Below are 17058 nucleotides of genomic sequence, written 5' to 3'. Positions count from 1 at the left end.
ATCAAATGATTCCAGCGGCTTTTTGAATGTTAACTTCGATGTTTAGAACGTGATATTAGCATGATGAAGTAACATAACAATCCAAATAACATTGTTATAAATAATGCATGGAAGAGTGCGATAAATAAGTTAACACGTGTAATAACTGATAAAGCACCTGTCGTTACTTGTAAACAAACAAGTATAAAAGCTAATGTCCAACCGTATTTAATTACACGGTATTGTGTATAATTTTTGAATGCATGAATGAAAATATATAATATCCAAATAAATATAATGAATGCTAAAGTTCTATGAGACATTTGAACCCATTCATAAAAGTTTTGAGGTAATCCGACTTCACCGTTTCTACATAATGGCCAACTTAAACATGCTAAACTTGCATCTGCATGTCTTACAAGTGCGCCTGAATAAATCACAAAATATATAAATAATGTAACAGCATAAGTGTGGAACTTTAAGTGTTTATCTATTATTAAGCTTGTAGCTTCGAATTTTTGATCAACTTCATAAATAATTAATGTTAATAATAAAACTGATGCGAAGCTAATGAGTGATATTCCGAAATGTAGAGATAAAATAAAACTATTTTGTTGCCAAATTACAGCTGCTGCACCAATTAAAGCTTGAGCAAAGATAAATGCAATGCTTGTAATACAAAGTGGTTTAACTTCTCTTATATGTCCAAGTTTGACCCAACTTATATAAGTAAGTAGGCAAACAAGAATAAGTGCTAATCCAGATACGCCTCTATGGGCTAATTCTATAATCGTTTCTACTGGCCAATCTGTAGGTATAACAGAGCCATGACATAATGGCCAAGAGTTTCCACAACCATCAGCAGACCCAGTCTTAGTAACTAAAGCGCCACCTAATTGGACAAAGAGCATCACAATTGTCGCTATAGTTGATAGCCATTTTAAAAATTTATCACTAAACAATTCGAACACCTCAAGTAAAATTAAAATTGATATTTATAGTACTATAAAATGAGTTTTATTCTAAAATAAACCTTATTTATATGTCAAAATATGATAGAATTTAAGAGAACAACGTATTAACAATTATTCTTACTTTAATACGATTCTAATTTAAACACTAATATCTATAGTATAACAATGAATGTGCATTGTAAATGTTACACAATAATGACTTTTTATGCGAACAAACGATAAGTAATAAAATGTCAAAATTTTGTTTCAAAAATGTATAGATTATGTGACAATTTTCATATATCATTGAGTTATATGTGAAAGATAATGGAAGGAGGGACAAAATTGCAACAAAATCAATATAGTGTGACTTCTGAGAAAGAAATTGAAACTGGACGTCTCACTTTGTATGAAATTAAAGCCATCATTAAAATGGGTCTTGTTCAAGGAAATCTGATCCCAACATTTGCGGGTGCGTGGCTTGCAATAGTATTTGGTGGATTTAACTTCTTCCACAGTTTACCGGTTGTTCTATTAATGATGGTAGGATCAACCCTTATTATGGGCGGAGCATGTGCTATAAACAATTATTACGACCAAGATATCGATTCTATCATGCCTTCTAAACAAAAGAGACCTACAGTAAATGGACGTATTAGTAATCGCCACTTAATTCAATTAAGTTTCGGATTAATGGTTGTGGGTGAAATTTTATTATTCATGATAAATATTCCAACTGGCATAATTGGATTACTTGGTATATTTGGATATGTTGTACTTTACTCAATATGGTCAAAAAGACATACTGTTTGGAATACAGTTGTAGGAAGTTTTCCAGGTGCAATACCGCCGTTAATTGGTTGGGCGAGTATTGATCCATCATTAAGTCCATTAGCATGGACACTATTCTTAGTGTTATTTGCATGGCAACCTGCTCATTTTTATGCTTTAGCTTATCGTCGTAAAGATGAATATACCTTAGCTAATATACCAATGTTACCGTCAGTCAAAAGCTTTAATAGAACGCGTTTAAGTATGTTGTTTTGGGTAGTTCTTTTATTACCGATACCGTTCTTAATGACACAACTTGGTACAGTGTTCGTTGTTATTGCAACACTGCTCAATTTAGCATGGATGTTATTAGCTTTATATGGATTTAAAAAAGAAATAAACAAATCAAAATGGGCTACGAGTATGTTTGTTTTTTCTTTAAATTATCTTGTTATTTTCTTTGTCATGACAGTTATCGTAACTGTTATACAATTAATATAATTAATTATGAATGAATGCATGAAAGAGGGGTTAAACGAATGAAGACACGTTTAAAAAACACGAAAATGTTCGGTTTGCTTGCTACTTTGCTGTTTGTATTAGCAGGTTGTGGACAAAAACATTTATCAGTTCTTCACCCAGCTGGTGAAGTTGCTGATAAACAATTCTTTTTACTAATGCTTTCAATAGGCATTATGTTGCTAGTTATTGTTGTAGTTGTTGTTATATTCTTATTTGCAATGATTAAATTCCGTCGTAAAAAGTTAGGTGAAGATTATGTACCTAAAGACGTTGAAGGAAATCATAAATTAGAATTGGTTTGGACAATCATCCCAATTATTTTACTTATTATTCTAGCAATTCCTACTGTTATGCTTACGTTCTCACTTGGAGATACTAAAGCAATCGATAAAGTAGATGAAAAAGGTAAAAGTAAAGAACTTGTTATTGATGTAACTGCTAACCTTTATTGGTGGGAGTTTAGTTATCCAAATGAAAAAATTGTTACCAGCCAAGAACTGGTTGTACCAACTGATAAAAAAGTTTACTTCAGATTACATTCAGCTGATGTTAAACACTCATTCTGGGTACCAGCAGTTGGAGGGAAATTGGATACAAACGTAGAAGGTATTAATAAATTCTACTTAAAATTCGATGATAAAAGAGCTAAAGAAGTCAAAAATCTATTCTATGGTAAGTGTGCTGAGTTATGTGGACCATCACATGCTTTAATGGACTTTAAAGTGAAAGCCCTACCACAAGATGATTTTGATAAATGGGTTAAAGATATGAAAGATGTTAAAAAACCTGTAGCCGCTACTTCTAGCCAAGCTAAAGAGGGCGAAAAGGTATTTAACAAATCATGTGCAGGATGTCACGCTGTTACACCAACTGGAGATGGAGCTAAAGGTCCTAACTTAACAAACTTTGGTGATCGTGATTTAATTGCAGGTTACTTAAAACATGATGAAGAAAATCTTAAAAAATGGATTAAAGACCCAGAAAGCGTTAAACCTGGTAATAAGATGACTGGTCAATATAAAGTTTCTGATGAAGACATTGACGCTTTATCTGCCTACTTAATGGAAAGAAAAGTTGATAAGTAAGAATTGAAAGGGAGGTTACTCTAGTGTCTACTCAAAGTAAAAAGGGGTTTGGATCGACTATTTGGGACTATTTAACAACAGTCGACCACAAAAAAATTGCTATTTTGTATTTAATTGCTGGAGGATTATTCTTTGCTATCGGTGGTATCGAAGCAATGTTAATTCGTATCCAGTTAGCAGTTCCAGAAAACGACTTTGTTACAGCTGGACTGTTTAATGAAATTATCACAATGCATGGTACAACGATGATATTCTTAGCCGCAATGCCTTTATTATTCGGTTATATGAACGCAGTTGTTCCATTACAAATTGGTGCACGAGATGTTGCATTTCCATTCTTAAATGCATTAGGTTTCTGGTTATTCTTCTTTGGTGGAATATTCTTAAACTTATCTTGGATTTTAGGTGGAGCGCCTAACGCAGGTTGGACATCTTATGCAAGTTTATCTTTAGAATCGGCAGGGCATGGTATTAACTTCTATGCTCTAGGGCTACAAATTTCTGGTGCTGGTACATTAATTGCTGGTATTAACTTTGTAGCTACAATCGTTAACATGAGAGCACCTGGTATGACGTATATGCGTATGCCACTAATGACTTGGACAACATTTGTTGCTTCTACATTAATCGTATTTGCATTCCCACCATTAACTATCGGTATTTTCTTATTAATATTCGATAGAATGTTTGGTACATCATTCTTTGTTGCTTCTCAAGGTGGTAACACAATTATTTGGGAACATTTATTCTGGATCTTTGGACACCCAGAAGTTTACATTTTAGTATTACCAGCGTTTGGTATATTCTCTGAAATTATACCTGTATTCGCTAGAAAACGTTTATTCGGTTATTCAGCGATGGTATTCGCTACAGTATTAATCGGTTTCTTAGGATTCATGGTTTGGGCTCACCACATGTTCACTGTAGGTTTAGGTCCAGTAGCTAACGCGATTTTCGCTGTTGCAACAATGGCAATTGCTGTTCCGACGGGTGTGAAAATATTCAACTGGTTACTGACTGTATGGGGCGGTAGCGTAGAATTCACAACACCAATGTTATATGCATTATTCTTTATTCCATCATTCGTAATGGGTGGTGTAACAGGTGTCATGCAAGCATCAGCACCAGCTGACTATCAATTACATGACTCATACTTTATCGTTGCTCACTTCCACTACGTAATTGTTGGTGGAGTAGTATTCGCTTTATTAGCTGGTTTACATTATTGGTTCCCGCTAATAGCTGGTAAAATGTTAAGTGAAAAATTAGGTAAAGTAACATTCTGGTTATTCTTTATCGGTTTCCATTTAACATTCTTAATTCAACATTTCTTAGGACTATGGGGTATGCCACGTCGAGTATTTACATACTTACCTGGTCAAGGATATGACATACCAAACTTAGTATCAACAATTGGTGCACTCTTCATGGCAGTAGCTGTTATTACTGAAGTTATCAATGTAATCATGACATTGGCTAAAGGTGAAAAAGTTGGAAAAGATGCTTGGGGAGACGGTCGTACTTTAGAATGGGCATTACCTGTACCAACACCTCATTATAACTTTGCACAAACACCATTAGTTCGTGGACTAGATGCATTATGGATTGAAAAAACACAAGGCGACGGAAAAATTCTTCCAGCTGAATCTTTAGATGAGATTCATATGCCAAACAATTCATTTATTCCATTCATGCAAGCGTTCGGTTTATTCGTAGCAGCTTTTGGTGCTATGTATTTTGCAGATGGTAAAGAATGGGCTCTAGATGCAGTTAAAGATTTACATGAAAAACCATGGGCGGTTTACGTATTGATTCTTGGTTTAGGTATTACTGCAGGAAGTATGATTGTGAGATCACTTAAAGATGATCATGGTCACCATATTTCTAAAGAAGAGTTATTAGAGTATGAAAGGGGTGAGCGTTAATGTCACATGAAGAAGCAAAATTTACAGCTGACAATTGGCCAAACCATCCTGAAACAGCATCTATGGAAGGTAAGAATAAACTCGTAGGATTTTGGGTGTTCTTAGGTGGAGAGGTTGCATTATTCGCATCACTATTCGCTACTTACTTAGCATTAAAAGATGCAGTGCCAAGTGAAGATCATTTATTAGCTAAAGATTTATTCCATTTACCATTAGCGTTCGTAATGACAATGTTATTATTAACATCATCTCTAACAAGTGTATATGCTTTATACCATATGCGTAATTTCAATGCTAAAGGATTATTCCTTTGGATTGGTATTACAATACTGTTAGGCTTAGGATTCTTAGGATTAGAAATTTATGAATTCGTAGAGTATGTACATCAAGGTCATACATTCCGTTCAAGTGCGTTTGGTAGTGCCTTCTACTTCTTGGTAGGAACACACGGATTCCACGTACTTATAGGACTAGTATGGTTAACATTACTCATCTTCCGTAATAGAGGTAGAGGATTAAGTATTTATAATGCACATAAATTTAATACTGCTGCTTTATATTGGCACTTCATTGACGTTGTATGGGTGTTTATCTTTACAGTAGTATACTTGATGGGAGCGTTAGGATAATATGAGTCAACAAATAAATCATGACGCACAAGCACTTAGAGAGTATAGAAAGCGTAAAAGTACAAAAGAAATGCGTATGCAAGTTACAAACTTTGCTATTATGATTTTTGTTACTTTTGTTGCTTTCGCGTTAGTTGCTGCTGAACTTCCTAAAGAGTTCGTTATTCCAGTTATTTTAGGATTAGCAGTACTACAAGTTGTATTACAATTCTATTATTTCATGCATATGAAAGCTGAAAAACATGGCATATCAAAATTATTCATGATTACGGGTGTATTCTTCGGATTATCGTTCGTCGTAACGTTTATTTACATCGTATGGTTAGGCGATCCGTTATTCGTAAAAACGAAATAATTTATAAAAGACTCGAGAACTTTGTTATATAAGTTCTCGAGTCTTTTTATCTTTCATAATTGGTCATATCATTGTCATAACTATTTACATTGTTGGGTTGTTTAACGGTGGATTAAATTTTATAATGAAAGTAATGACTAAGTGGGGAAGTGTAAAGAGATGGGTAACTTAACCTCAATATCTATATTCGGTTTTTGGGCAAACTGGACGCCATTCTTCTTTGTAGGCGTATTATGTGTAATAATCTTATACTTTTTAATTTGTGGAAAATGGTATAAAGATATACCAGGTGGAAGACCTTTAAGAAAAGGTGAAGCAACACTTTTCGTTATCTTAATGTTAACGATATACTTTTTAGAAGGTGGACCTATTGATCTGCTTTCACATATCATTTTTAGTTTCCATATGTTGCAAATGGCTTTGTTATTTTTAATTGTCGTCCCGTTACTGTATTTTGCTATCCCAGAGTACATCATCAAATATGTGGAAGAGCTACCCGTAATTAATAAGATTGTTCAATTATTTACAAAGCCGATATTAGCAATTTTTCTTTTTAACGGTTTATTCTCTGTATATCATATACCACTTGTGTTAGATACTTTAAAACAAGATCTTGTTTTGCATGAGTTATATACGATTATTTTATTCATTAGTGCATGGTTTATGTGGCATCCAATATTTAATAAACATATTCCTGAAGAATTGCACATGAGTAATATTAAGAAAATCTTATATATCTTCTTTATCGGTGTACTGTTAACACCTTCATGTGGACTTATCATATTTAGTGGAACTGCAATGTATGAAACATACACATCAGGTAAAGCATGGCTTGGTGCGATGACTTTATGTGTACCTGCTGATACGTTAAATACAGTCGTACAAGGAACAGGGTTATCTGGTCCAGAATACTTTACGAATTTCACACCTTTAGAAGATCAGCAAACAGGTGGCGTCATCATGAAAGTTATGCAAGAAATCGTGTTTGGTATTTATTTATATATTATTTTCATGAGATGGTTTAGATATGAGAGGAAAAATGAAAAGCAAATCACTGAAGATAGCTTGAGAAAATTACAAGAGCAAAAAGCATTATATAATCAATTTAGATAGGATGTATGAAAATGAATTTACCAATTTTACCGACAATAAGTACAACTTTCATCGTATTAAGCGCAATTTTAGTTGCTATTGGATGGTACTTTATTGCACAACGAAAAATTGAAACACATAAAAAATTTATGATATCTGCTGCAGTTGCTGCAGTCGTATTCTTTACCATTTATGCTAGTAGAACAGTATTTATTGGAAATACTTCATTTGGTGGACCGGATAATATTAAGATTTATTATACAATTTTCTTGATTTTCCATATAACGCTAGCGACTGTCGGGGCAGTGATGGGGATCTATACGATTTATTTAGGTTGGACGAATAAACTGGATAGACACCGTAAATTTGGGCCAGTAACATCTATTATTTGGTTCTGTACAGCTATTACAGGTGTTGCCGTTTATTTATTATTATATGTGTTCTATCACGGTGGAGATACAACATCTATGATAAAAGCAATTTTAGGACATTAAATTAAAACCTCTCAATCTGCTTATAACGGATTGAGAGGTTTTTTGCTCATATTATATTTTAAAGTCTGTTTTGATAAGACCAGATTCTAGTATCGTTTTGATGACAATTAAGAATAATGGTCCGATAAAGAATCCAATAAAGCCGAGTAATTTTAAACCGATAAACATGGATATTAAAGTGGGTAATGGAGATAAACCGACACCCGTACCGAATATTTTAGGTTCTAATATTTTTCTTTGAACGAGTAAAATAACAGATAGAATAATCAGTTGGATACCGAGTGTCGAATCTCCAACTATATATGCGTAGATTGCCCACGGAATTGTAAAACCTGTCGCACCAATAATCGGTAAGATGTCTATAAACCATATAAATAAACTGATGACAAACGCTGAGTCAACGCCGATAATCAATAGACCAACATAAGTAAATAACCAAGTTATAAAGCTTAATACAACAGTAGCAGATATCATCCCGATAATAGAATGACCTATTTTATTGTATATTTTATAAACTTCATGATAAGTCGACGGATAAAGATGTTGCTTTATAAATTTATGAATATTAGGTATTTCTAGCATAAATAAGAATAATGCTACAAGAAATACAACAAGGCTTATAATGAAACCTGGTAAAGAAGATACAACTTCTGTTATGTTTTCAACACTTAAATAATTTGCGATTGAATCTCTCAATGAAGCAACAAAATTCTGTAGTTCTTTGTTGATTGTTACTGCCATTTCATCGGGTAATATAGCTTTCATTTTGTCGTTATATTGTTCAATTACAGTGATGAGAATATTAATTTTATTAGGTAAATCTTTAATAAATAGTACAATCTGGTCTATTAATTTTGTTAAAAATAAAAATATAATAAATCCTGTTATTGTGAGGAGTAACGTATAAATAATCGTAACGCTCCATTTTCGGCTTTTAATTTTATGTGCTAATTTATTAACAAGTGGATTGAGCGCTAATGCGATAACAAGTGCTGTTATTAAAGGAATTGATATCGGTAAAATGAAATAAATAAATAGAATAGATAAAACTATAATGATGAATATGCTTATGTTTCGTTTGTTTATCCATTTTTTCATAATGATAACCTCTTTGCTCATTTATATAAAAATAAAGAGACGTGAAATATCACGTCTCTACTCTGTTAGTATTATTTTAATTAATGCGTACCTAATGTATTTAATGCATTAATATCTGATGTGATACGTTCAATTAGTAAGTTACAATGTGCAACTAAATTATCTGGGTAAACTTCATCATCTCCATATTCTACACCTGTTGGATAGTAGTGTTTACCGAGATATGGATCCATTAATTGAATTGTTGCGTTATTGGCACCGATGTCCCCTTTAAGTGCATAACCAGGAATTCTTAGGTAATAGACGCCTTCACTTATTTCATATTTAAAATCATAAGTGATACGTTCATAATCCCAATGTCCTCCAGCAATAAAACCATGTTTATTCATAACATCTTTTAATAGCTCTTGTTCTATGATAACCTTTTCAAGACCTGTATTATCAAATACCATGTATTTTTCCTCCCTCTAAGTACCTTTAAGTTTATTTTATGATAAAAGCGCCAATGTTGCAATGTACATTTATATTTAACAAATATGACAACATTTCGATTGATTTAGGTAAATGTTTTCCTGTAAAATGATATAATTGAATATAGGAATAAATGAGGAGGTAAATAGTTGAAAAATATTATCATAAAAGTTGTAGCAATAACTATTTTAATCATTGTACTCTTTTATTTATTCTATTCACCTAAATTAGAATTTGATGTTTTAAAGAATCCTAACTACTCTCATGATAAAGCAAATGAGAATTATTATGAGCAGCAAGCTGAAAAATCAACTGGTAATGCAAAGTTGAAAGAAGGCGTAGGTACATATGTCTATAAAAATATTAAAGAAGTTATAAATGATTTAGGACAACCAGATAGGGTATATAAGGCAGAGCACGGTCGAAAGAATTATGTCTTCAAAAATAAAGAGCATTATTATTTAATATCTACTAAAAATGATAAAGTCTCTTCAGTATTTGCTACAGGAAATAAAGTGAATGTTTCACCGATTAAAATGAAACAAGATGCAACAAAGATTTTCAATGGTACAAATATAGATATGGAACCAGTTATTGAAAGTACATATGGAAAATATCAATTAGAGTTATCTGAACGTGATATTAAGACACAATTACTGATTAAATATGGTAATGTTTATACACAGGTCTTAATTGATAGTGAAACAAATGAAGTTATGGGTGTACAGTTTATGGATTCAGATGTTGTTATTGAAAATGCACCTTTTTCAATGTCTAAAATAAATGGTGATAAAGATAACAAACTAAAGAGAACAGACAAACAAGACTTTCAAGCTCATATAAATAAAGATTTATCACTTCTTGAAATCGTTAATGAAATTAGAGAGATGAAAGATGTCAAACCATTACAGATTAATGATCAACTTACGTATATAACACAAATGGAAGCAGATTTAATTGAAGATGATATCAATGAGGAAGAAGCAGTTAAATCATTAGAAGATGGCATTACAAAACATATCAATAATCAAAAGATTGAATATGAATCCATTAACCAAAATTTAGCTTACAATTTCTATGATGTACCAACACTTATTAATAGCTGGTTAAACAACAACACCTATAGAGAAAAGTTATTAGGTAGTCAATATGATGAATTTGGTGCTGGTAATTCTCGCGAATACTATTCACTTGTTTTCAAAGAAAATAAAGAATAAGGGGGGAATCATATTATGTTTACTGCAGAAACAGTTGATATACTTGATCAATCAGATGAATTAAGCGCATGTATTAAGGATTCATATATTTATCAAGAATATCTCGAAGCAAAACATCAACTTGAAACAAATTTTGAAGTTAAAATATTAAGGCAAAAATTTGATCAAATTAAATCACATTATGATGATTGTTTAAGATTTGGTAGATATCATCCTGATTACAATAGAGTAATGAAAGAAACAAGACAACAAAAGAGAGCATATGAAATGCATCCAGTTGTTTCTGAATTTAAGACTAAAGAAACTGCGTTACAAGATTTATTAGATGAAGTGATTAGCATTGTTTCTTATTCAGTTTCAAGCAATGTTAAAGTGGATACGGGTAATCCATTCTTTAGTAGCGAATCACACGGTGGCGGTTGTTCTACTGGTGGATCTTGTGGCTGTTCAACATAACATAAAAAAAGCTTTCCATTTGTCATTAGACAGATGGAAAGCTTTTTAAATTAGTAGTGTTTTTTAATTAAGAAGTGCGCAGTATCTGGGCGATCAGTTACAATCGTATGTGCACCTTTTTGGATTAAATCGTCCATTGTATCGATTTGATTTACAACCCAATAAGCAACAGATATATTAAGTGATGTTAAAAATTGAATGAAACCTTCAGAGTCTAACGGAAGACCTTTAGCTTGTGTTGGTATTTGGAATGTATCAGATTTAGGTTGATACGTATGACCATATCCTGATTGATAAGCTAAGAAAGCTTTTGCTACTTCGCTTTGTCCTGTCCCCAACGCAATAGAATCTTGAGCATATAAATTAAAGCGATCAATTTGTTCATCATAGAAACTCGTAATATTAACACGATCTTCAGCTTTAAGTTCTGTAATTAAACGGTATAAGTGAGAAGGTGCTAAACTACCGCTATATGACTCAGGATGATCTTTAATATCTATATTTACTAAGACATCTGGATATTCAGTTAATAGCTCTTTTAAAGTGACGATTTTAGCTTTTGCATCTCCTCTATAAGGATGCTCGTTATTAATATCTTTGAAGTGGTAACCGAAATCTAATTGACGTAGTTCTTCTAATGTATGATCACCTATATACCCTGAACCGTTACTTGTACGATCAACAGTATTGTCATGTGTTACGACAAGTACTTCGTCTTTAGTAAGTCGAACATCTACTTCAAATCCAGTTACTTCGTATTTTAGTGCATGATCAAAAGCTAAGCGTGTATGTTCTGGTCTTAATGCCATGCCTCCACGATGAGCGAATACATAAGGAGCTGGTTGTGTAAAGAATGGTTTAATTGTACGAGGTTTAACGTTTGATGTTGCTTTTGTCACAATCCAAGAACCTGCAACAATGCCTCCGATAAGACCTGTTGTTTTTAATAAATTAATTTTTGACATGTTATCCTATCCTTTCGAAATGCAAATAAAGACTTATATATATTCTATCAAATTGATTTAAGATAAGAAAGCAAGTCACATACGCTTGAAGTTATCTTCTTTCATCATTTTATAGAAAGTGCTAATATAAAAATAAAAAGCGTTAGGAGGTTATTTTGATGGAATTAGTAGAACGAATAAGTATTGTCGTATATTTAAAAAATATGAAACACGAACGACAATTACGCAAGTTTGGTAATATATACTTTGCACATAGAAAAGAACAATACGTCATGTTATATACAAATGAAGATAAAATAGATGACACTGTTCAACATTTAATGAAACTAAAATATGTTAAAGATGTAAAAGTCTCACCATTTAAATATGTTAAAAGAGATTACTCTAATTCGAATACGGACAAAAAAGAGTATTTAAACTTTTAACTATTGAAGCGGTGGCAAGTATCTTTCAAGTCTTAATACACCTTTTAAATAGGCGAAGTAAAGTTCATCTTCAGCGAAATCAGCACGAGATTTAACATCTAGACCTTTAACTTGTATGTGATATGCATTTGCCCATTTATTGATTAAATCAAACTTCTTATTTGAATCAGGGTAAGGATATTTTATACCTTCCATTATCATGTAAATCGCTTGGAAATGTTGACCTTTAGTAGGCTTCATAATGATACAAGCTGAAGATAGTTTCTCTTTAGATAATGGTGTATGTAACATAATAATGTCGGAAATACGTTCATGGTTATATTCGATTAACGTTTGAAATTCAAATAAATCAGTTAGACCATGACCGATGACGATAAATGATTGTTTCATTTTTATAAACCTCGTTTTCGTTTAAATACTATATGGATAAGTATAAATAATAATTAATAATAAAGAAAGTGATGATTAACATTGAGAGTAATAGGTGGAAAATACAAGAGACTTCATATAAAAACAATAGATGGTCAATCAACGAGACCGACAACAGATAAAGTGAAAGAGAATATCTTTAATGGCCTTCAAGATTTAGAAGGTATTGGGTTAGATTTGTTTGCTGGCAGCGGTGGACTTGGTATCGAAGGATTATCTAGAGGTTTAGATAAAGTGATTTTTGTGGACGGTAATTTCAAAGCGACTAAAATGATAAAAGAAAATTTAAATACATTACATATATCTGAAACTCAATACGAAGTTTATAAAAATGATGCAATTAGAGCGTTAAAAGCTTTAAATAAGCGCGACATTAAGTTTGATTATATATTTCTAGATCCACCATATAGGAAATCGCTTATAGATCAATCATTAGAAAAAATTCAGGCGTTTGACTTATTAAATGTAAATGGTACAATAATTTGCGAATTTGATAAAAGTGAAGACATAGATACGGGTGCGTTTAAAGTTCTTAAAAAGTATGAATATGGACTGACGCATGTTATGTTGCTAACAAAAGGAGAAGACAATGACTAAGAGAATAGCAGTTGTTCCAGGTAGCTTTGATCCAATAACATTAGGACATATTGATATTATTAAGCGTAGTGCTAAAATTTTTGATGAGATTCATGTTTCTGTATTGAAAAATGGTTCTAAAAAAGGCTTATTTAGTACAGAAGAACGTGTTGAATTGATTAAAGAAGCGGTACAAGATGTACCAAACATAGTGGTTCATTCATTTCATGGTTTACTTGTAGACTTTTGTAAAGAAATAAATGCTAACACGATTGTAAGAGGATTAAGAGCTGTTAGTGACTTTGAGTATGAAATGCAATTGACATCTATGAATAAAAAATTAGATGACGACATTGAAACATTATATATGATGACAAATAATCATTATTCATTTATAAGTTCAAGTGTTGTGAAAGAAGTTGCTCAATTTGACGGCGATATTTCGGAATTTGTTCCTGAAAATGTGAATAAAGCATTGAAAGAAAAAATTAAAAATAAAGAGTCATAATAAAAAACGCATGCATATGTCATGCGTTTTTTATTATGACTGGTTTATTAAAATCAGTATCAGAATCACCTGAAATATATTGATATAAATCTGTTGCTTTTATTTCATTTGTGAAGTGAATAGCAGTTTGTTTATTAACATTTGTGACGATAGGTAATGGACATTCATCTTTAATAGATTTTAAATAAGCTTGTCCTTTTTTAGACATTGCAAGTACACGTATCGCAGTTGGATTATAATCAGAAACTTGTTCATTCGTAACGTTTAACAAAATTGCGGTTAACAAGCGTTGTATTCTTGTCCACGTATATCTTTTAGATTTGAGTTTTTGTACAAACATTTCAAAGTTCATACTATCTTTAATTTCTTTTTTTACTTTGAATTCTAATCCTTCAGTCATCATATATATGTTTCTCAATTCTTCATGAGTAGCTCTTAATAAGGTCCATTTTAAAAATGGGAAAAAGTGATCCCAGTTGACTGCATGAGCGTGCTTTAATATATTTGAACTTGTTGTCGGTAAACTTAATTGATATGTATCGTCATGTTTGAAATAGGCGTTACGTATAGAAGTCGCACTTGAAATGTGTGTGGTTTCGTTTAAGTGAGCATCTAAATACATATTGTCTTTTCTTTTAATTGTTGTCGGTTCTATTGCTAAGTTATGTTGCATAATATGTTTCACATATTCAATTGCGAGTAAATTATTTGAACCTTTAAGCATTTGATTATGAGGTATTAATTCTGAAATGATTCTAGGATGTGATTTACCTTCTTTAAGCATATGCTTATATTTATCACTTTTAGATACTTGGTCTATTTCGTGTATGACCTTTTTAATATCATCAATATTTCCTGATTCACTACCGAAAGATAATGTGTTACATCCAAGTTGTTCTGCTATTTGAACGCTGCCTTTAGCAAATAAATCACCAGATGATATGGCATATACAAGAGGCAATTCAATGACTAAATCTACATATTGAATAGCCATTTCAGCCCGCTTGAACTTACTTAAAATTGCTGGTTCTCCACGCATTGTAAAAGAACCACTCATAATAGAAATAGCAACATCACTTTCTGTTAATTTTCTAGAAGATTCTGCGTGATATACATGCCCATTATGAAATGGATTATATTCTGTTATTAAAGCAACACTTTTCATTTGCATTTCCTCCCATTTCACTTCATCATAAGTATTGTATCAGATAATGAATGTTAAGAAAAAATCTTGACAAACATTGTCGTTAAGGTTACAATAATTTTTGTGTTTGTAAGAGGTGAACCCAGATGAAGTGGTCAATAACACAACTTAAAAAATACCAAAACGAACCATTTACTTTTGATAAAGAAATCGATATGAAATACCTTATTGATAGGGTAGATGAACTTATCGATATATCTCCAATAAAAGTAACAGGAGACGTTCAAGTGCGAATGCATGAGATAATTGTCAATCTTGACATTAATGGTGTATTGACGTTACCATGTGCCCGTACTTTAAAGCCAGTAGAGCTACCATTTGATACTACATCAGTAGAAATATTTGAGCTAGATGAATTTAGTGAAAGTAATAATGATGATGACGAATTGAGACATAAACTCGAAGGCGGCATGATTAATTTATTACCAATCATTGAAGAACTTGTTATTTTAGAGAAACCGTTACAAGTATTCTCTGAAGGTAGCGAAGATATTTCAATGGCAGGCGATGGTTGGGAAGTTATTGGCGAAGATCAAATTGAGTCAACCGAAGATTCAGAACAAGAAACTGAAAAGAAAGTTGATCCAAGACTTCAAAAATTACAACAATTCTTCGATGACGAAAAATAATCGGAAAAGTGTTTATAAAATTTAAGGAGGAATAAGACATGGCAGTTCCAGCTAGAAGAACTTCAAAAACAGCTAAAAGAAAACGTCGTACGCATTTCAAAATCTCAGTACCAGGTATGGTAGAATGTTCAAACTGTGGAGAAATGAAATTATCTCACCGTGTATGTAAAGCATGTGGATCATACAAGGGTAAAGAAGTCGTTTCTAAATAATAATTAATATTTAAACACCTAAACTAAGGTGCTTAAGACTGTCATCAATGTCTTTGACTTTGTTGGCAGTCTTTTTTCGTTTATAATAATTTTATATCATAATGAGAAGATGAGGCGTTACTATGGAAGAAATTACTTCAGTTCAAAATAATAAAATTAAACAAATGAATAAATTAAAAAAGAAAAAAGAACGTGTTAAACAAGGACAATTTCTTATTGAAGGCTTTCATTTAATCGAAGAAGCTTACCATAGTCAACTGACTATCGTTACGTTATTAGCAGTAGATTATGCAAGAGTTGATGAGAAAATTGTTGAATATGCAAAGGAAGTATATGTCATTAATTTTAAAGTAGCGGAATCATTATCAGACACAACGACACCTCAAGGTATATTTGCGGTTGTTGAGATGCCTACATATGAAACGAGTAATTTTAAGCAAGTCCTTGTATTAGATAGAGTTCAAGATCCAGGTAATATGGGCGCATTGATTCGTAACGCTGACGCTGCAGGTATGGACGCTGTTGTTTATTCAAAAGGTAGTGCAGATCCGTATCAAGATAAAGTATTACGTGCTTCACAAGGTAGTGTCTTTCATTTACCAGTTGTTGAGGAAGATATATTTGAATTTATGGAACAATTTGATGGCGAAACTTATGGAACAAGTCTTCAAAATGCAGTTGAATATCGAGAAGTAAAAAGTCATTCAAACTTTGCATTAATTATGGGTAATGAGGGGGCAGGCGTTGATTCAGCAATACTTGAACAAACGACCAAGAATCTTCATATACCGCTATATGGCAAAGCTGAAAGTTTAAATGTCGCTGTTTCTTGTGGTATCTTGCTTTATCATTTGAAAGGTTGACCAATTATATAATATTTAATATAATGATTTCATAATCAATATGAGCTTACAAAAGGACGTAAATTAATGTTTACACATGACAAGGGAATGGATTCGAGACTGAAAAATCCTATGTTGTAACTTAATTTTTTTCATCTTTTTAGCTACTTAAAGAAATTTAAGTCGGAATGTAGATCCGTTATCAACATATAAGTGTATGC

At 32.2% G+C, this 17058-nt stretch carries 21 protein-coding genes; 15 read left to right on the top strand and 6 right to left on the bottom strand.

Annotation, left to right across the window (positions count from 1 at the left end; genetic code table 11):
- Nucleotides 1-29: 29 nt before the first annotated feature.
- Nucleotides 30-941 (bottom strand): COX15/CtaA family protein, encoded by a 912-nt coding sequence (locus tag ACJTHF_RS00330; protein WP_058592396.1) that lies wholly within the window; start codon nt 939-941, stop codon nt 30-32.
- Between the two features lie 357 nt (nt 942-1298).
- On the opposite strand from ACJTHF_RS00330, the gene cyoE reads away from it, so the two are divergent.
- The 7 genes from cyoE (at nt 1299) to ACJTHF_RS00295 (ending at nt 7805) form a co-directional block, all read left to right on the top strand.
- On the top strand, nt 1299-2204 hold the full coding sequence (cyoE, locus tag ACJTHF_RS00325) for a heme o synthase (protein ID WP_049319430.1): 906 nt from the start codon (nt 1299-1301) through the stop codon (nt 2202-2204).
- Between the two features lie 38 nt (nt 2205-2242).
- Complete coding sequence (gene coxB / locus ACJTHF_RS00320) at nt 2243-3310, top strand: cytochrome c oxidase subunit II (RefSeq protein ID WP_037587457.1); 1068 nt, start codon at nt 2243-2245, stop codon at nt 3308-3310.
- Nucleotides 3311-3333: 23 nt separating this feature from the next.
- A complete protein-coding gene (gene ctaD / locus ACJTHF_RS00315; RefSeq protein WP_048542273.1) occupies nt 3334-5235 on the top strand; it encodes a cytochrome c oxidase subunit I in 1902 nt (633 codons plus the stop codon).
- Nucleotides 5235-5864, top strand: a complete 630-nt coding sequence (locus ACJTHF_RS00310) for a cytochrome c oxidase subunit 3 (RefSeq protein ID WP_048542275.1) — start codon at nt 5235-5237, stop codon at nt 5862-5864. Before ctaD ends, ACJTHF_RS00310 begins: the two co-directional genes overlap by 1 nt.
- Nucleotide 5865: 1 nt before the next feature.
- Nucleotides 5866-6219 carry a cytochrome C oxidase subunit IV family protein gene (locus ACJTHF_RS00305; RefSeq protein WP_048542277.1) on the top strand — a complete coding sequence of 118 codons (354 nt, stop codon included), beginning with the start codon at nt 5866-5868 and terminating at the stop codon, nt 6217-6219.
- A gap of 159 nt (nt 6220-6378) precedes the next feature.
- Nucleotides 6379-7332 (top strand): cytochrome c oxidase assembly factor CtaG, encoded by a 954-nt coding sequence (gene ctaG / locus ACJTHF_RS00300; protein ID WP_048542279.1) that lies wholly within the window; start codon nt 6379-6381, stop codon nt 7330-7332.
- Between the two features lie 11 nt (nt 7333-7343).
- Complete coding sequence (locus ACJTHF_RS00295; RefSeq protein ID WP_037587463.1) at nt 7344-7805, top strand: DUF420 domain-containing protein; 462 nt, start codon at nt 7344-7346, stop codon at nt 7803-7805.
- Between the two features lie 51 nt (nt 7806-7856).
- On the opposite strand, the gene ytvI is transcribed toward ACJTHF_RS00295, so the two are convergent.
- On the bottom strand, nt 7857-8903 hold the full coding sequence (ytvI, locus tag ACJTHF_RS00290; RefSeq protein ID WP_048542280.1) for a sporulation integral membrane protein YtvI: 1047 nt from the start codon (nt 8901-8903) through the stop codon (nt 7857-7859).
- Nucleotides 8904-8983: 80 nt separating this feature from the next.
- On the bottom strand, nt 8984-9355 hold the full coding sequence (locus ACJTHF_RS00285) for a YugN family protein (RefSeq protein WP_048542283.1): 372 nt from the start codon (nt 9353-9355) through the stop codon (nt 8984-8986).
- A gap of 168 nt (nt 9356-9523) precedes the next feature.
- Between ACJTHF_RS00285 and ACJTHF_RS00280 the strand changes: the two genes are divergently transcribed.
- Nucleotides 9524-10591 (top strand): CAP-associated domain-containing protein, encoded by a 1068-nt coding sequence (locus tag ACJTHF_RS00280; RefSeq protein ID WP_048542285.1) that lies wholly within the window; start codon nt 9524-9526, stop codon nt 10589-10591.
- Between the two features lie 15 nt (nt 10592-10606).
- Nucleotides 10607-11047: a YlbF family regulator gene (locus ACJTHF_RS00275; RefSeq protein ID WP_048542287.1), complete on the top strand. Its 441-nt coding sequence runs from the start codon at nt 10607-10609 to the stop codon at nt 11045-11047.
- A 50-nt stretch (nt 11048-11097) separates the two neighbouring features.
- Here the strand turns inward: ACJTHF_RS00275 and ACJTHF_RS00270 are convergent, their stop codons facing one another.
- Entirely contained in the window at nt 11098-12012 is a 915-nt protein-coding gene (locus ACJTHF_RS00270; RefSeq protein ID WP_048542289.1) for a glycerophosphodiester phosphodiesterase, read from the bottom strand.
- A 158-nt stretch (nt 12013-12170) separates the two neighbouring features.
- Here ACJTHF_RS00270 and ACJTHF_RS00265 point away from each other — a divergent pair, with 158 nt between their 5' ends.
- Complete coding sequence (locus ACJTHF_RS00265) at nt 12171-12437, top strand: YlbG family protein (RefSeq protein ID WP_037587474.1); 267 nt, start codon at nt 12171-12173, stop codon at nt 12435-12437.
- Here ACJTHF_RS00265 and ACJTHF_RS00260 read toward each other — a convergent pair whose 3' ends face one another.
- Nucleotides 12438-12827, bottom strand: a complete 390-nt coding sequence (locus ACJTHF_RS00260) for a hypothetical protein (RefSeq protein ID WP_058592395.1) — start codon at nt 12825-12827, stop codon at nt 12438-12440.
- A gap of 81 nt (nt 12828-12908) precedes the next feature.
- Between ACJTHF_RS00260 and rsmD the strand changes: the two genes are divergently transcribed.
- Together rsmD and coaD are read left to right on the top strand one after the other, a co-directional pair.
- Nucleotides 12909-13463 carry a 16S rRNA (guanine(966)-N(2))-methyltransferase RsmD gene (rsmD, locus tag ACJTHF_RS00255; RefSeq protein WP_058592394.1) on the top strand — a complete coding sequence of 185 codons (555 nt, stop codon included), beginning with the start codon at nt 12909-12911 and terminating at the stop codon, nt 13461-13463.
- On the top strand, nt 13456-13950 hold the full coding sequence (gene coaD / locus ACJTHF_RS00250; RefSeq protein WP_037587476.1) for a pantetheine-phosphate adenylyltransferase: 495 nt from the start codon (nt 13456-13458) through the stop codon (nt 13948-13950). The genes rsmD and coaD overlap by 8 nt, the downstream gene beginning before the upstream one ends.
- A gap of 19 nt (nt 13951-13969) precedes the next feature.
- On the opposite strand, the gene ACJTHF_RS00245 is transcribed toward coaD, so the two are convergent.
- Nucleotides 13970-15115 (bottom strand): nucleotidyltransferase, encoded by a 1146-nt coding sequence (locus ACJTHF_RS00245; RefSeq protein WP_058591324.1) that lies wholly within the window; start codon nt 15113-15115, stop codon nt 13970-13972.
- Between the two features lie 125 nt (nt 15116-15240).
- Between ACJTHF_RS00245 and ACJTHF_RS00240 the strand changes: the two genes are divergently transcribed.
- The 3 genes from ACJTHF_RS00240 to ACJTHF_RS00230 all read left to right on the top strand — a co-directional run bounded on the left by ACJTHF_RS00240 (nt 15241) and on the right by ACJTHF_RS00230 (nt 16858).
- Nucleotides 15241-15783 carry a YceD family protein gene (locus ACJTHF_RS00240; protein ID WP_025904639.1) on the top strand — a complete coding sequence of 181 codons (543 nt, stop codon included), beginning with the start codon at nt 15241-15243 and terminating at the stop codon, nt 15781-15783.
- A 38-nt stretch (nt 15784-15821) separates the two neighbouring features.
- Nucleotides 15822-15995 carry a 50S ribosomal protein L32 gene (gene rpmF, locus ACJTHF_RS00235; RefSeq protein ID WP_025904638.1) on the top strand — a complete coding sequence of 58 codons (174 nt, stop codon included), beginning with the start codon at nt 15822-15824 and terminating at the stop codon, nt 15993-15995.
- A 122-nt stretch (nt 15996-16117) separates the two neighbouring features.
- A complete protein-coding gene (locus ACJTHF_RS00230) occupies nt 16118-16858 on the top strand; it encodes a TrmH family RNA methyltransferase (RefSeq protein ID WP_058591325.1) in 741 nt (246 codons plus the stop codon).
- Nucleotides 16859-17058 lie beyond the last annotated feature (200 nt).

Source organism: Mammaliicoccus sp. RAM2 (assembly GCF_045897195.1).
Lineage (GTDB): Bacteria > Bacillota > Bacilli > Staphylococcales > Staphylococcaceae > Mammaliicoccus > Mammaliicoccus sciuri.
This window is presented reverse-complemented; position numbering and strand designations above follow the sequence as displayed.

Bases quoted from the DNA above. Each gene is read 5' to 3' on its own strand.
- ACJTHF_RS00230 (WP_058591325.1), top strand. From the start codon at position 16,118: ATGGAAGAAATTACTTCAGTTCAAAATAATAAAATTAAACAAATGAAT.
- ACJTHF_RS00245 (WP_058591324.1), bottom strand. From the start codon at position 15,115: ATGAAAAGTGTTGCTTTAATAACAGAATATAATCCATTTCATAATGGG.
- ACJTHF_RS00270 (WP_048542289.1), bottom strand. From the start codon at position 12,012: ATGTCAAAAATTAATTTATTAAAAACAACAGGTCTTATCGGAGGCATT.
- ctaG (WP_048542279.1), top strand. From the start codon at position 6,379: ATGGGTAACTTAACCTCAATATCTATATTCGGTTTTTGGGCAAACTGG.
- ACJTHF_RS00305 (WP_048542277.1), top strand. From the start codon at position 5,866: ATGAGTCAACAAATAAATCATGACGCACAAGCACTTAGAGAGTATAGA.
- ACJTHF_RS00265 (WP_037587474.1), top strand. From the start codon at position 12,171: ATGGAATTAGTAGAACGAATAAGTATTGTCGTATATTTAAAAAATATG.
- coxB (WP_037587457.1), top strand. From the start codon at position 2,243: ATGAAGACACGTTTAAAAAACACGAAAATGTTCGGTTTGCTTGCTACT.
- coaD (WP_037587476.1), top strand. From the start codon at position 13,456: ATGACTAAGAGAATAGCAGTTGTTCCAGGTAGCTTTGATCCAATAACA.
- ytvI (WP_048542280.1), bottom strand. From the start codon at position 8,903: ATGAAAAAATGGATAAACAAACGAAACATAAGCATATTCATCATTATA.
- ACJTHF_RS00240 (WP_025904639.1), top strand. From the start codon at position 15,241: ATGAAGTGGTCAATAACACAACTTAAAAAATACCAAAACGAACCATTT.
- ACJTHF_RS00260 (WP_058592395.1), bottom strand. From the start codon at position 12,827: ATGAAACAATCATTTATCGTCATCGGTCATGGTCTAACTGATTTATTT.
- ACJTHF_RS00310 (WP_048542275.1), top strand. From the start codon at position 5,235: ATGTCACATGAAGAAGCAAAATTTACAGCTGACAATTGGCCAAACCAT.
- rpmF (WP_025904638.1), top strand. From the start codon at position 15,822: ATGGCAGTTCCAGCTAGAAGAACTTCAAAAACAGCTAAAAGAAAACGT.
- ACJTHF_RS00295 (WP_037587463.1), top strand. From the start codon at position 7,344: ATGAATTTACCAATTTTACCGACAATAAGTACAACTTTCATCGTATTA.
- ACJTHF_RS00275 (WP_048542287.1), top strand. From the start codon at position 10,607: ATGTTTACTGCAGAAACAGTTGATATACTTGATCAATCAGATGAATTA.
- ACJTHF_RS00285 (WP_048542283.1), bottom strand. From the start codon at position 9,355: ATGGTATTTGATAATACAGGTCTTGAAAAGGTTATCATAGAACAAGAG.